14 protein-coding genes are annotated in these 12,893 nt (G+C 70.4%); 6 read left to right on the forward strand and 8 right to left on the reverse strand.

Annotated features, from left to right (window positions below; genetic code table 11):
- Positions 1 to 2: 2 nt before the first annotated feature.
- The 3 genes from dnaK to ACQ86M_RS13645 form a co-directional block, all read right to left on the reverse strand.
- A complete protein-coding gene (gene dnaK / locus ACQ86M_RS13635; RefSeq protein ID WP_431219202.1) occupies positions 3 to 1,865 on the reverse strand; it encodes a molecular chaperone DnaK in 1,863 nt (620 codons plus the stop codon).
- Between the two features lie 173 nt (positions 1,866 to 2,038).
- Positions 2,039 to 2,527: an AAA family ATPase gene (locus ACQ86M_RS13640; RefSeq protein ID WP_431245861.1), complete on the reverse strand. Its 489-nt coding sequence runs from the start codon at positions 2,525 to 2,527 to the stop codon at positions 2,039 to 2,041.
- 13 nt (positions 2,528 to 2,540) lie between these two features.
- Positions 2,541 to 3,056: a pyridoxine/pyridoxamine 5'-phosphate oxidase gene (locus tag ACQ86M_RS13645; RefSeq protein ID WP_431245862.1), complete on the reverse strand. Its 516-nt coding sequence runs from the start codon at positions 3,054 to 3,056 to the stop codon at positions 2,541 to 2,543.
- 193 nt (positions 3,057 to 3,249) lie between these two features.
- On the opposite strand from ACQ86M_RS13645, the gene ACQ86M_RS13650 reads away from it, so the two are divergent.
- On the forward strand, positions 3,250 to 3,981 hold the full coding sequence (locus tag ACQ86M_RS13650) for a GTP pyrophosphokinase (RefSeq protein ID WP_431219205.1): 732 nt from the start codon (positions 3,250 to 3,252) through the stop codon (positions 3,979 to 3,981).
- Between the two features lie 10 nt (positions 3,982 to 3,991).
- Here ACQ86M_RS13650 and ACQ86M_RS13655 read toward each other — a convergent pair whose 3' ends face one another.
- Complete coding sequence (locus tag ACQ86M_RS13655) at positions 3,992 to 4,897, reverse strand: hypothetical protein (RefSeq protein ID WP_431245863.1); 906 nt, start codon at positions 4,895 to 4,897, stop codon at positions 3,992 to 3,994.
- A 128-nt stretch (positions 4,898 to 5,025) separates the two neighbouring features.
- Here ACQ86M_RS13655 and ACQ86M_RS13660 point away from each other — a divergent pair, with 128 nt between their 5' ends.
- Complete coding sequence (locus tag ACQ86M_RS13660; protein ID WP_431245864.1) at positions 5,026 to 6,474, forward strand: MFS transporter; 1,449 nt, start codon at positions 5,026 to 5,028, stop codon at positions 6,472 to 6,474.
- Between the two features lie 247 nt (positions 6,475 to 6,721).
- On the opposite strand, the gene ACQ86M_RS13665 is transcribed toward ACQ86M_RS13660, so the two are convergent.
- Positions 6,722 to 7,387, reverse strand: a complete 666-nt coding sequence (locus tag ACQ86M_RS13665; protein WP_431247891.1) for a MarR family winged helix-turn-helix transcriptional regulator — start codon at positions 7,385 to 7,387, stop codon at positions 6,722 to 6,724.
- A 112-nt stretch (positions 7,388 to 7,499) separates the two neighbouring features.
- On the opposite strand from ACQ86M_RS13665, the gene ACQ86M_RS13670 reads away from it, so the two are divergent.
- The gene (locus tag ACQ86M_RS13670) at positions 7,500 to 8,579 is read left to right on the forward strand and encodes a hypothetical protein (RefSeq protein ID WP_431245865.1); all 1,080 of its coding nucleotides are present in this window, start codon (positions 7,500 to 7,502) and stop codon (positions 8,577 to 8,579) included.
- A complete protein-coding gene (gene idi / locus ACQ86M_RS13675) occupies positions 8,576 to 9,127 on the forward strand; it encodes an isopentenyl-diphosphate Delta-isomerase (RefSeq protein WP_431245866.1) in 552 nt (183 codons plus the stop codon). Before ACQ86M_RS13670 ends, idi begins: the two co-directional genes overlap by 4 nt.
- A gap of 86 nt (positions 9,128 to 9,213) precedes the next feature.
- Here the strand turns inward: idi and ACQ86M_RS13680 are convergent, their stop codons facing one another.
- From ACQ86M_RS13680 to dcd, 3 genes are read right to left on the reverse strand one after another with little or no spacing between them, the layout of a single operon-like run.
- Entirely contained in the window at positions 9,214 to 9,960 is a 747-nt protein-coding gene (locus ACQ86M_RS13680; RefSeq protein WP_431245867.1) for a glycoside hydrolase family 16 protein, read from the reverse strand.
- A gap of 10 nt (positions 9,961 to 9,970) precedes the next feature.
- On the reverse strand, positions 9,971 to 10,498 hold the full coding sequence (locus ACQ86M_RS13685) for a hypothetical protein (protein WP_431245868.1): 528 nt from the start codon (positions 10,496 to 10,498) through the stop codon (positions 9,971 to 9,973).
- Positions 10,499 to 10,530: 32 nt separating this feature from the next.
- Positions 10,531 to 11,133 carry a dCTP deaminase gene (gene dcd / locus ACQ86M_RS13690; RefSeq protein ID WP_431219212.1) on the reverse strand — a complete coding sequence of 201 codons (603 nt, stop codon included), beginning with the start codon at positions 11,131 to 11,133 and terminating at the stop codon, positions 10,531 to 10,533.
- 157 nt (positions 11,134 to 11,290) lie between these two features.
- Here dcd and ACQ86M_RS13695 point away from each other — a divergent pair, with 157 nt between their 5' ends.
- Positions 11,291 to 12,070 carry a phosphatase PAP2 family protein gene (locus ACQ86M_RS13695; protein WP_431245869.1) on the forward strand — a complete coding sequence of 260 codons (780 nt, stop codon included), beginning with the start codon at positions 11,291 to 11,293 and terminating at the stop codon, positions 12,068 to 12,070.
- A complete protein-coding gene (locus ACQ86M_RS13700; RefSeq protein ID WP_431245870.1) occupies positions 12,067 to 12,888 on the forward strand; it encodes a DUF1206 domain-containing protein in 822 nt (273 codons plus the stop codon). Before ACQ86M_RS13695 ends, ACQ86M_RS13700 begins: the two co-directional genes overlap by 4 nt.
- Positions 12,889 to 12,893 lie beyond the last annotated feature (5 nt).

Here is a 12,893-nt window from a genome sequence, read left to right on the forward strand (position 1 = left end):
GGTTACTTCTTCTCCTCGTCGTCGACGACCTCGGCGTCGATGACGTCCTCGTCGTCGGAGGACGACTCGCCCTGCGGCGCCTCACCGGCGTCGCCGGCCGGAGCCTCGGAGGCCTGCGCCGACGAGTAGATCGCCTCGCCGAGCTTGCCCTGGCTGGCGTTCAGCTTCTCGAACGCGGTCTTCACCGCCTCGTCGTCGTCGCCGGCGAGGGCGGTCTTCAGACCGTCCACGTCGCCCTGGACCTCGTTCTTGACGTCCTCGGGGAGCTTGTCCTCGTTGTCCTTGATCAGCTTCTCGATCGAGTAGACGAGCTGCTCGGCCTGGTTGCGGGTCTCGGCGGACTCGCGGCGCTTCTTGTCCTCCGCCGCGTGCTCCTCGGCCTCGCGCACCATGCGCTCGATGTCGTCCTTCGGCAGGCTGGACCCGCCGGTGATCGTCATCGACTGCTCCTTGCCGGTGCCCTTGTCCTTCGCGGACACGTGCACGATGCCGTTGGCGTCGATGTCGAAGGTGACCTCGATCTGCGGGATGCCGCGCGGCGCCGGGGCGATGCCGGTCAGCTCGAAGGTGCCGAGCGGCTTGTTGTCGCGGGTGAACTCGCGCTCGCCCTGGAAGACCTGGATCGCGACGGACGGCTGGTTGTCGTCGGCCGTGGTGAAGGTCTCGCTGCGCTTGGTCGGGATGGCCGTGTTGCGCTCGATGAGCTTGGTCATGATCCCGCCCTTGGTCTCGATGCCGAGGGACAGCGGGGTGACGTCGATGAGGAGGACGTCCTTGCGCTCGCCCTTGAGGACACCGGCCTGCAGGGCGGCGCCGACGGCGACGACCTCATCCGGGTTCACGCCCTTGTTGGGCTCCTTGCCGCCGGTCTCCTGCTTCACGAGCTCCGAGACGGCCGGCATACGGGTCGAACCGCCGACGAGCACGACGTGCGCGATGTCGCCGACCTTGATGCCGGCCTCGCGGATGACATCCTGGAACGGCTTCTTGGTGCGGTCGAGCAGGTCGCTGGTCATCTGCTCGAACTGGGCGCGGGTGAGCGTCTCGTCGAGGTTGGCCGGGCCGTTCTCGGTCAGCGAGAGGTAGGGCAGCTGGATGCTGGTCGACATGCTCGACGACAGCTCCTTCTTGGCCTGCTCCGCCGCCTCCTTCAGACGCTGCAGTGCGATCTTGTCCTTCGAGACGTCGACGCCGGTCGAGTCCTTGAAGCGCTTGATGAGCCACTCGACGATGCGCTGGTCCCAGTCGTCGCCGCCGAGGCGGTTGTCACCGGCGGTCGCGCGGACCTGGATGGTCGAGAAGTCGTCGTCCTTGCCCACCTCGAGCAGGGAGACGTCGAACGTTCCGCCACCGAGGTCGAAGACGAGGATGAGCTCGTCCTCCTTGCCCTTGTCGAGCCCGTACGCGAGCGCGGCCGCGGTGGGCTCGTTGATGATGCGGAGTACGTTGAGGCCCGCGATCTCGCCGGCCTCCTTGGTGGCCTGACGCTCGGCGTCGTTGAAGTAGGCGGGAACCGTGATCACCGCGTCGGTGACGGTGTCGCCGAGGTACTGCTCGGCGTCGCGCTTCAGCTTCTGCAGGATGCGCGCCGAGATCTCCTGGGCGGTGTACTTCTTGCCGTCGATCTCCTGGGTCCAGTTGGTGCCCATGTGGCGCTTCACCGACGAGATCGTACGGTCGACGTTGGTGACCGCCTGGCGCTTCGCGGTCTCGCCGACGAGCACCTCGCCGTCCTTGGTGAAGGCGACCACCGACGGGGTGGTGCGGAAGCCCTCCGCGTTCGCGATGACCGTGGGCTCGCCGCCCTCGAGCACCGAGACGACGGAGTTGGTGGTTCCGAGGTCGATACCTACTGCACGTGACATGTGTGCTTCTCTCCTTTGTTGCTGAAAGTCTCTGGTCAAGACTTGAGCCTCGACGACTCAAGACTGTCATCCGGGTCGGATGCTGTCAAGAGGGCGAGTCCAAAACTTGAGTACACGAGACTCAACTTTGGGGTGGCGGTCGCTATTCCCGGCGCGGCCGGACGCAGCCGCCGCTAGGCGTGCACGATGCAGCGATCGAACAACGCCTGCTCGCGCGCGTCGGGACGCTCGAAGCGGCGGACCGACGCGTCGAGCAGCTCTCGCGTGATCGGCACCACACCGCGGCCAGGACGCGCGTTCCTGGCTTCCAGACGTCTCCAGAGCTCCTCGATCGGCAGGTCGAAGCAGTGGAGTTCGGTGACGGCGCCGACCCGTCCCGCGAAGCGCCGGATCTCGTCGCGCTCGCGCCGTGTCCACGTCCCGTCTTCCAGGATGACGCTCTGCCCGTGCTCGAGCAGCTCACGCCAGAGCCGGTCGAGACGTGCCTGGATGCGGTCGCGCAGCGGGTCGAAGTAGTCGACTCCTAGATCCGCCATCCACTCGTCCGTGCTGAACCGGATCGCCCCGGTCTCGCGTTCGCGCTCGCGCGCAGCGGTCGTCTTGCCCGATCCGGGCAGACCGCAGAACAGGATCAGCAGCGGCTGAGCCGTCGCGTCGCCCACCGCCGACCAGCCCCTACGGCTGAACGCGCGAGACCGACCACACGCCCTCGTCGTCCCGGACGTAACGCAGCCGGCGGTGCAGGCGGTCCGGGCTGCCGTGCCAGAACTCGATCAGCTCGGGAACGACGCGATAGGCGTACCAGCGCTCCGGACGGCCGATCGGGCCCTCGGCGCCCAGGATGTCGCGTGCGGCGTCGCGCAGCCGGTCCAGGTCGTCGAGGGGAGCATCCTGCTCGCTCACCAGGGTGGCGGCCTGCGCCTCGCGCGTGCGGCGCGCGAAGAGGTCGTCCGACTCGGCCTCGCCGAGGCGCTCGACGCGTCCGGTCACCCGCAGCTGCTGCAGGAGCTCGCGCCAGTACAGCACCACGGCGGCGCGCGGGTCGGCGGCGAGCTGGCGCCCCTTCCCGCTGTCGGACGAGGTGCCGAATTCGACGCCGTCCGCCGTGAGCCGCCGGAGAGCGACCGTGCGCGCATCCGGCGCCCCGCCCTCCCCGGTGGTCGCCAACGTCGCGGCGAGCGCCTCGCGCACGCCTCGCTCCTTCGCGCGGCGGAGCCACTCGTCGAGCAGGCCCCCGGCTCGGCGGGCGGGTCGTCGAACTCCGGCAGGAACAGGTCGGCGTCTCCCGTGAGCGTGTGGGCCATAGCGTCACCATAGGCCCGACCCCGCGGCGGACGGAGCGATTCACACCGAGCCCACAAGCACCGTCGCTAGCGTCGATCGCATGGACACGGATCCCGCCGCCGCCCCGCTCCTCTCCAGCCGCGCGATCGAAGCGCTGCAGAGCATCGACCCCGCCACCATGAGCGAGGTGCAGGCGTTCCGGGACGACTTCGCGCGGTTCATCATGCCGTACAAGTTCGGCATCGACGAGATCTCGACCAAGGTCGGCATCCTGCGCGAGGAGTTCGCCGAACTCCACGACTACAACCCCATCGAGCACATCTCGAGCCGGCTGAAGTCGCCGGAGAGCATCGAGCAGAAGGTCATCCGGAAGAACTGCGAGCCGAGCTTCGACGCCATCCGCGACGCGATCACCGACATCGCGGGCATCCGGATCGTGTGCAGCTTCGTATCCGACGTGTACCGCGTCTTCGACCTGCTGACGGCGCAGGAGGATGTGCGGACGCTGCGGGTGAAGGACTACATCGCGCATCCCAAGCCGAACGGCTACAAGAGCCTGCACGTCATCGTCGAGGTACCCGTGTTCCTCAGCGATGGGCCGGTGCTGGTGCCGGTGGAGATCCAGCTGCGGACCGTCGCCATGGACTTCTGGGCCAGCCTCGAGCACAAGATCTACTACAAGTACGACGGCGAGGTGCCCGAGGGTCTGCTGCGCGACCTGACCGCCGCGGCCGGCACCGCCAACCAGCTCGACGTGACGATGGAGAACCTGCACCGGCAGGTGCGCGGCGACGACCGCGGGACGGTGTACAGCCTCCCCGCGACGATCTGAGCGGGCGGGCTCAGTAGCCGACGACGCCGGTGAAGTCGGGAGACCCGTCGGCGCGGGCGGGCAGCGGCTGGCCGTTGATGTAGCGCGGCCACTCGAGGCGGAGACCGGTGGCGGCGTCGAGGCGGGGGTACGCGGAGGCGGGGGCCTCGGGTGCGGCGGGTGCGGGTGCGGCGGATGAGGCGGATGCGGCGGATGCGGCGGATGCGGGCGCCGGCGCCGGAGCCGCCTGCGGTACGGGCGCAGGCGCGAATGCGACGGGCGCCGGAGGCACGGATGGTGCCGCTTTCGGCCCGAACAGCTGGTACGTGAGCGGGATCAGCACCGTGCCCAGCGCATCCAGGATCGCCACCACCGCGACCAGCCGCCAGTACGTGTCGCCGAAGTCCACGCGCGTCCAGATCAGCGGCGCGGACAGCCCCGCCGTCAGCAGGCCGACCAGCACGAGCGTCGCCACGGTCACCTTGCTCATGATCGGGCCGGTAAACCGCCGCTGCGTGTTCAGGACGAGGTGGATGTGCAGCAGGCCCACGCGCGTCACCAGCACCAGCAGGAACCACGAGAACGGCTCCCACCAGGGCTGCCCGGGGTCGTACGGCTGCGACGGCATCCACACCTTCCACAGGCCGATGCCGAACAGGTACACCGAGGTGATGACGCTCACCGCGCCGAACCAGGCGGCCCTGCGGGCGGACACATCCGCGTCGTACCAGGAGATCAGGGCGAAGAAGACGAACAGCGCGATGGTGCCGATCAGCCGCCAGCAAGTCTCGTCGAAGCGGCCGAGGATGACGGCGTAGACGCCGACCAGCGCCGCGGCGATCAGCGCGCCGATGACGACGCGGGGCAGCAGGTGCCGCACCCAGCCGTACGGATTGGGGGCGGTGGGTGCAGTGGGGGCGGTGGGGGCAGTGCTCACGGGCGACCTCCGATGTCGGTTGTCGCCACGCTAGGGCGAGGGCGCGCCGCGCAGAATCCGTGCGATCACGGAAAGCCGCCGCCCGCGTCGTTCACCGGCCGTTCCCCGCCCGGCCCTACGCTGTCCCCATGACCACCGACCTGCCCGGTCGCGGCACGGGCGACGACGCCCTCGTGAGCACCGCGAGTCCGCTCTTCGCCGACAGCACGACGGACCGTCGCATCCCCACCCGCTGGGTGGTCGCGTGGGCGTCGTGGGACTGGGGCGGCGCCGCGTTCAATGCGGTCATCACGACGTTCGTCTTCACCGTGTACCTCACCAGCAGCCTCTTCGTCGAGCCGTCCGTCGTCGCGGCCAAGAACGCCGAGACCGGCACCTCGGGCCCGGCGCACGCCGCCTACGACGCAGCCGTCGCCGCGCTGTCGAGTGGATTGGCGTGGGGCGTCGGGATCGCCGGCATCGTCGTCGCGCTGATCGCGCCCGTCCTCGGCCAGCGCACCGACGGATCCGGGCGCCGCAAGCTGTGGCTGGGCATCAACACCGGGGCCGTGGTCGTGGTGACGGCGCTCATGTTCTTCGTCGTCGGCGAGCCCGCGTACTTCCTCCTCGGCGTCGCGCTCGTGGCGGTCGGCACCGTCTTCTACGAGATCGCGACCGTCAACTACAACGCCATGCTCGTGCAGGTGTCGACCCCGAGGACCGTCGGGCGCGTCAGCGGACTCGGCTGGGGCGCCGGCTACCTCGGCGGGATCGTCCTGCTGCTCGTCGTCTACTTCGGCCTAGTCACGAGCAACGCCGACGGGACGGGCGGGATGCTGCACGTCCCGACGGACGCCGGACTCAACATCCGCATCATCGCGCTCATCGCCGCGCTCTGGACCCTCGTGTTCTCGCTGCCCGTGCTGTTCGTCGTCCCGGAGATCCCGCCGAACGCGCGGACCCCGCGGGTCGGCTTCTTCGCCTCGTACGCGGTGCTCGTGCGCGACATCGGCCGGCTGTGGAAGGAGAGCCGGAACACGGTCCTCTTCCTCATCGCGTCCGCGCTGTTCCGGGACGGGCTGGTGGGGGTGTTCACGTTCGGCGGCATCCTGGCGCAGGGCACGTTCGGGTTCACCAGCGGCCAGGTGATCATCTTCGCGATCGCCGCCAACGTCGTCGCCGGCGTGAGCACGCTCCTGTCCGGGCGGCTGGACGACCGCTTCGGCCCGAAAGCGGTCATCGTGACGTCGCTCGTCGGGCTCATCGTCGCCGGGCTCGCCGTCTTCTTCACTCACGACCTCGGCGCGGCCGCGTTCTGGGTCGGCGGACTCGTTCTCTGCCTGTTCGTCGGGCCGGCGCAGTCCGCCAGCCGGACGTTCCTGGCCCGCGTGACGCCGGCCGGCCGCGAGGGCGAGGTGTTCGGGCTCTATGCGACGACCGGCCGCGCGGTGTCGTTCCTGGCGCCGACACTGTTCGCGGTGTTCGTCGCGGTCGGCGGCGCGCAGTTCTGGGGCATCCTCGCGATCGTCCTCGTGCTGGCGATCGGCCTCGGCCTGCTGCTGCCCGTGCGGGCGCCGCACCGCGCGCGGGCGCGCTGAGCACCGCGGGGCGCCCGGCGGGCGCGTGGGCGATCGAGTCGTGAGTGGGTGCGCGAAACCACGCCGAGTTGCCGCATCATGTCACCACTCGGCGGCGGTTGGGACGTTAAGTCACCAGTCGGCGCGGGAGACCCCACCCGGCGATGAGGCCCGGCGATCGAGTCGTGAGCGGATGCGCGAATCCCCGCCGAATTGCCGCATGATGTCACCACTCGGCGGGGTCGGGTTCGGGAGGGACGGAGGCGCGTCAGAGGTCGGGGTCGGCCGAGTCGGGATCGGGTGAGCCTGGGCCGGCCGGGTCCGCCGGGTGGGCGGGGCCGGAGTCGGGCGCGGCGGCGGGGCGCGGCCAGGCGCGGACGAAGCGGTCGAAGAGTTGCGCGAACGTACGCGCCTCCTCGGGCGTGAACCCCGCGAGGGCGGTCTCGACGGCGGAACGGCGGTGCGAACGGAGCTCATCGAGTTGGGCGCGCCCAGCGGTCGTCAGCTGGATGAGCGCGCGGCGGGCGTCGGACGGGTCCGGCACGCGACGCACGAGCCCGCGCTCCACGCCCTCCTGCACCAGACGGCTGGCGCGCGGCTGGTCCACCCCGATGGCGGCGGCGACCCCGCTGACGGAGAGGTCGCGGCCGTCGGCGTGCGCGGCCTCCAGCGCCTCCAGCATCCGGACGCGCGCGAAGCGCCCGAGCGAGCCGTCGCGGGTGCGGCGTCCGGGACCGGGTCGCGCCGAGTCGCCGAACGGACCGCCTCCGGCCTGCGGTCCCGGAACACCGCCGAAGGGTCCGCCGCCCATCGGCCCGGGTGCCCAGTGGCCGCCGTGGTGTCCGTGGGCGTGGCCGTGCGGCATCCCCTCCGCCCAGGGCGGACGGCGCCGCGACTGGTCGCGCCGCACGGCGAGCAGCGCGTGCTCGATCATGGCCACGATGTCCGCTTCTGGCGGAACCCCGGAATCGTCTTGACGCCCACCATTCATGCATGTAACTATACATTTACTTGTAACAGTACATGTAATGAAAGGAGAGCCACCGATGACGAACATCGACGACTCCACACAGACGCCGCCCGGATACTGGTTCGGCGTGATCGAAGGCCGGCTGCACGAGCGGATGCGCGACGCGCTCGCCGACCTGGACCTGCGCCGCGGAAGCTGGCGCATCCTCCACACCCTCGCGGACGGTCCGGCCACCCCCGAGGAGCTGGCGCACCGCCTGCCCGACGGCGGGCGACGGCCGCACCGTGCGGGCAGCGGAGATCCCCGCGAGCGCTTCGGCCGCGTCGCACACCCAGGCTGGCGCAGCCAGGAACCCCGCGACGAGCAGGCGTACGCCGAGACCGGCGGACGCCCGCAGACGCAGCCCGACGAGCGACCGACGGACGCGGACGGAAGCGCAGAGCCGGAACGCCATGCGCCCGGGCATGAGCGCGGACACGGACGCCACCCCGAGCACGGCGGCGGGCCCGAGTACCCGCAGGACCACGGACTCGACCACGAGCACGACCACGACCACCACGACCACCACGACCACGGTCACCACCACGACCACGACCACCACGGCCACCACCATTTCGAGCAGGCCTTCGAGCGGGGATACGTCCGCGGCTTCGATCGCGGCTTCGCCTTCGGCGCCGCCCGCGCAGGCTACGGCCCGGCCGCACCCTTCCGCGGCGGTCGCGGGTACGGACGCGGATACGGCCCGACCCCCGGCGCCTCGTTCCCCGGCGCGCACGGCTACGGCCCTTTCGGCGCCGCCGCGTACGCGCCCGGCCGCCCTGGCCATCCCTTCTCCGACGACCCGCACCAGGGCCGCGGACACGACCGCGGGCACCGTCGCGGATACCGCATCCATCGCGTCCTGGCGGACTTCGTCGAGCGCGGCTGGGTGTGGTTCGACGGGGACCGGGCGACCCTGACCGACGAGGGCCGCGCCGCCCATGACCGCGCGTCCGAACGCGTCGCACGCGTCCGCCGAGAGCTGGCGCGCGGCATCCCGGAGGGCGACTACGCCACCACCATGGCGACCCTCGAGACGATGGCCCGCAACCTCGGCTGGAGGCCTGCCGAGAAGGACGGAGGATCGCCGACCGGCGAGCCTAGGATGGACGCATGACGCCACCCCGCGAAGAGGTCGTGCTGCTCGCCGCGGACGGCACTCCGATCGGCACGGCGGACAAGGCCACGGTGCACACCACCGACACCCCGCTGCACCTGGCGTTCTCGTGCCACCTCTTCGACGGGGAGGGACGCATCCTGGTCACCCGCCGCGCCCTGGGCAAGGCGACGTGGCCCGGGGTGTGGACCAACTCGTTCTGCGGCCACCCGGGCCCGGGTGAGGCGATGGAGGAGGCGGTCCGCCGCCGCGCCGCCGACGAGCTCGGCGCGAAGATCGACAACCTCGTGCCCGTGCTCCCCGACTTCCGTTACCGCGCGGTGGACGCCGCCGGCATCGTCGAGTTCGAGGTGTGCCCGGTCTTCACTGCGACCATCGTCGGCGAGCTCGACCCGTCGCCGTCCGAGGTGGCCGAGTGGGCGTGGGCGGACCCGCGTTCCCTGCTCTCGTCGGTGGAGGCGACCCCCTGGGCGTTCAGCCCGTGGCTGACGCTGCAGCTGCCCGCTCTGTACGCGGATGAGGCACTCGAAGCTTCAGGTCAGCTGTGAGTCTGACTCACTATTTTCCACCTGTGTAATTCGTTGTGGATAAGTCTTCCCGCGTATGCCGGAAGCCGCATCCGTGAACGCACGAATCAGTTCGCCCACACCCGGTCGACCGACAGAGTCGGTACGAAACGGTGCTCCGGGTCGCGCTCGTCCGGCCAGCCCGGGAAGTCGAACACGGCCAGCATGAGTTGCAGCGGGTACTGCGGAGGCGCATCCAGCATCCGCACCACGCGGCCGTCCACCCGGAACGTCGCCTCCTCGCCGTCCCAATGCGCCTCGTACGCGTGCGGCTCGGTCACGTCGATCGCCAACCGCATCCGCTCGAAGTCCTCGGCCAGCCGCGGGTCGCGGAAGGCGTGGAACCCCATGCCGACGAGTGCCTGGTCGGGGGTCACGTCGCGGCCGAAGACCTCCATCACGCACAGCTCCCCGCTGCGTTCGGGCGCATCCTCGAAGCCGACCAGCCACAGCGACGCCATCGACCGGGGACCGAGGTAGAGGGAGGCGCGCATCCCGACCGTCCCGCGATCGACGAGGCAGCCGCGGAACTCTGCCTGCTCCTCGCGCACCGTCAGGCCCTCCTGGTACGGCTGCTGCCCGACGGTCGTGCCGACCCGCCCGGAGAAGTTGCCGGTCTGCAGTCCCGACACCCGCAGCGGCGGCTCGTGATCGCCTCCGCACCACAGACCCTGCTCGGGAGGGATGCTCAGCTCGAGGTGCGAGTCGTGGATGAGGTAGCTCGCCCGTGTCTCGGCCAGCGAGCTCCAGGCGGGCAGGTAGTGCGGCAGCCAGACGGTCCGGTCCAGCTCGGGGGACTCGAAGTCGTCGAACACGGCAGCGACCTCACCCGGTGCGGGTCGCGTCGATGTGCTGCTCGAGCCACCAGGTGCGGCCCTCGTCGTCGGAGACCCAGCCGTCCCACTCGAACGAGTCGTCCGTGATGTTCGAGAAGTTCCAGCGGATGGGCCGCCCGTCGGTCTGGGTGCCGTCCTGCCGGATCCCGTCACGGCGGTACGGGGTGGCCACGAGGGTGCAGAAGTCGCCGGCCTCTGCGCCGAACCAGCTGACCCGCCAGGCGCCGAGCGTGGTGTCGTAGACGCGCACGGTGGATCCGCGCCCGCGGGCGCCGTCGGGGTCGCTCTCGTCACGCTTGACGAGCACGTCCTGCACGGCGCGGCCGCCGAGCGTGTACGCGAAGATCCACTCCTGCACGGACTCCGCCCAGACCCCGGTCCGCTCGTCCAGCAGCCGGACGTCGGCGCTCCAGCTTCCGACCAGACGGCCGAACAGCTGGATGCGCTGCGGGTTGTGCTCCATCGGCCCCGAGCTGATCAGGGCCCGCGCGAACGCCCGGTCGGTGGTCTCGCTCATGGTGCCCCCTCGGTCGGCGGTCAGGGATCAGGTCAGGACGGGCGGCCCGCTTCGGTGGTGGACACGTCGGTGCGGTGGAAGTTCAGGTACGAGCGGGATGCGGTCGGGCCGCGCTGCCCCTGGTACCGCGAGGAGTACTCGGCCGAACCGTACGGCTTCTCGGCGGCGGACGACAGCCGGAAGAAGCACATCTGGCCGATCTTCATGCCCGGCCACAGCTTGATCGGCAGCGTCGCCACGTTGCTCAGCTCGAGGGTCACGTGGCCCGAGAACCCCGGGTCGATGAAGCCGGCGGTGGAGTGGGTCAGCAGCCCGAGCCGGCCGAGCGAGCTCTTGCCCTCCAGGCGCGCCGCAACATCGTCTGGGAGGCTGACGAGCTCGAACGTCGAGCCGAGCACGAACTCCCCCGGGTGCAGGATGAACGGCTGGTCGGCATCCACCTCGACGAACCGCGTCAGCTCCGGCTGGTCCTCCGCCGGGTCGATGAACGGGTACTTGTGGTTGTCGAACAGCCGGAAGAACCGGTCGAGCCGCACATCGACGCTCGACGGCTGGACCATCGCCGGCTCGAACGGCTCCAGGGCGATCCGGCCAGCACCCAGCTCGGCTTTGATGTCGCGATCGGAGAGAAGCACGGGGCCAGCCTACCGGGTGACCGCGCGACGAGTCAGGGCGTGCGATTCCCCTCCGGCCCACTTCGGCGTACGTTACAAGGCGAGTTTCATCTCACGAGGAAGACCCGAGGACCACCCGACGCATGACAGGCCCGAAACCCCTAGCCCGGTGCACCCGATGACGAGCACCGACTCCGGAAGAAGACGCGCGCTCTCCGAGTGGAACCAGAAGTTCGTCGTGGAGGAGCGCTACATCCCGGCGGAGGCGCGGCGACGGCTCTACATCACGTCGGTCGTGCTCGTCGCGGTCGGCCTCGCGGCCTTCCTGTTCCTGCTCGTCGGGGTGGCCACCCACACCGGCTTCGAGCGGCTCGACCTGCCGGTGGAGAAGTGGATCAACGCCCTCCGCTCGAACGAGACGACCGGGTTCATGATCGGGCTGGCCATCATCTTCGGGCCGATCGCGATGCCGATCATCGTGCTCGTCGTGGTCGTGGTGTGGATCGTGGCCGCACGGCACCTGTGGCGGCCGGTGCTGCTGGCAGCGGGGATGCTGACCGGTGTCCTGCTCGCGGGCGTGCTGGCCCCGATCGTGCAGCATCCACGGCCGCCGATCGGCCTGATGCTGTTCGGGCCGGACCACTCGTTCTCGTTCCCCTCCGGCCACGTGCTGGGAACCTCCGACTTCCTGCTGATCCTCGCGTTCCTGATCGCGAGCCGCATCCAGCGCCCGTGGGTCACCGTGCTCGCTTTCGCCGTCGCCGTGTTCGGCATCGTGCTGCAGATCGTCAGCCGGCTCTACCTCGGATACCACTGGATCAGCGACACCACCGCGTCCGTCGCCCTGTCCCTCGCCGTGCTCGGCGGGGTCATCGCGCTGGACACCTGGCGCACGGTCCGCGTCGAGGGCGAGCCGATCGAGGACCCGATGTCGCAGAAGCAGGTGCACGGCACATGACCTCGGCCGCGGGCGCCAAACGGGAGTTGCGGCGGGCGGCCCGTACGGCGGGCGACAACAAGGTGCTCGAGGTGCTCGCGCGCGCCGGCTTCGGCGCGAGCGCACTGCTGCAGGTGCTGCTCGGCGCGCTCGCCGTGCAACTCGGCATCAACCACTTCGGGGAGGCGGACCAGACCGGCGCCCTCGAGGCGGTGGCGAAGGTGCCCGGCGGATTCGTCGTGCTCTGGATCAGCGTGGCCGGACTGTTCGCGCTCGCGCTCTGGCTGATCATCCAGACCGCACTCGTCACCGGCAGCACGGAGACGAAGAAGTGGTGGGCGCGGGCGACGAATCTCGGCAAGGCGGCGGCGTACCTCGCGCTCGGGCTGACGGCCCTCGCCTTCGCGCAGGGGCACCCGACCCACGCCCGCCAGACGACGCGCGACCTGAGCGCTGGCATCCTTTCCCTCCCGGGCGGCCCGGTGCTGCTCGCGCTGGTCGGCATCGCCACCGTCGGGATCGGCGGCTACTTCATGTCGAAGGGCGTCCGTCAGACGTTCACGCGGGACATCACGATGCCGAGCGGGCACGCGCGGCTCGGGATGCTCATCCTCGGCACGGTCGGCTACCTCTCCAAGGGCGTCGTCGTCGGCGTGGCCGGGGTGCTCTTCGTCGTCGCGGCGGTCACCGCGCGGCCGGACGACGCGACGGGCCTGGACGGCGCTATGGAGTCGCTCGAGCGGCTCCCGCTCGGGCCCACCATCCTGTTCGCACTGGGCGCGGGGCTGATCGCGTCGGGCGCGTACAACGCGGCGAGGGCGTACCTGGCGCGGTTCTGACGCGG

It is taken from the genome of Leifsonia xyli subsp. cynodontis (assembly GCF_050632205.1).
In the GTDB taxonomy this organism is placed as follows: Bacteria; Actinomycetota; Actinomycetes; order Actinomycetales; family Microbacteriaceae; genus Leifsonia; species Leifsonia xyli_D.

Bases quoted from the DNA above. Each gene is read 5' to 3' on its own strand.
- ACQ86M_RS13650 (WP_431219205.1), top strand. From the start codon at position 3,250: ATGGACACGGATCCCGCCGCCGCCCCGCTCCTCTCCAGCCGCGCGATC.
- ACQ86M_RS13670 (WP_431245865.1), top strand. From the start codon at position 7,500: ATGACGAACATCGACGACTCCACACAGACGCCGCCCGGATACTGGTTC.
- dnaK (WP_431219202.1), bottom strand. From the start codon at position 1,865: ATGTCACGTGCAGTAGGTATCGACCTCGGAACCACCAACTCCGTCGTC.
- ACQ86M_RS13700 (WP_431245870.1), top strand. From the start codon at position 12,067: ATGACCTCGGCCGCGGGCGCCAAACGGGAGTTGCGGCGGGCGGCCCGT.
- ACQ86M_RS13660 (WP_431245864.1), top strand. From the start codon at position 5,026: ATGACCACCGACCTGCCCGGTCGCGGCACGGGCGACGACGCCCTCGTG.
- ACQ86M_RS13695 (WP_431245869.1), top strand. From the start codon at position 11,291: ATGACGAGCACCGACTCCGGAAGAAGACGCGCGCTCTCCGAGTGGAAC.
- ACQ86M_RS13665 (WP_431247891.1), bottom strand. From the start codon at position 7,387: ATGATCGAGCACGCGCTGCTCGCCGTGCGGCGCGACCAGTCGCGGCGC.
- ACQ86M_RS13685 (WP_431245868.1), bottom strand. From the start codon at position 10,498: ATGAGCGAGACCACCGACCGGGCGTTCGCGCGGGCCCTGATCAGCTCG.
- idi (WP_431245866.1), top strand. From the start codon at position 8,576: ATGACGCCACCCCGCGAAGAGGTCGTGCTGCTCGCCGCGGACGGCACT.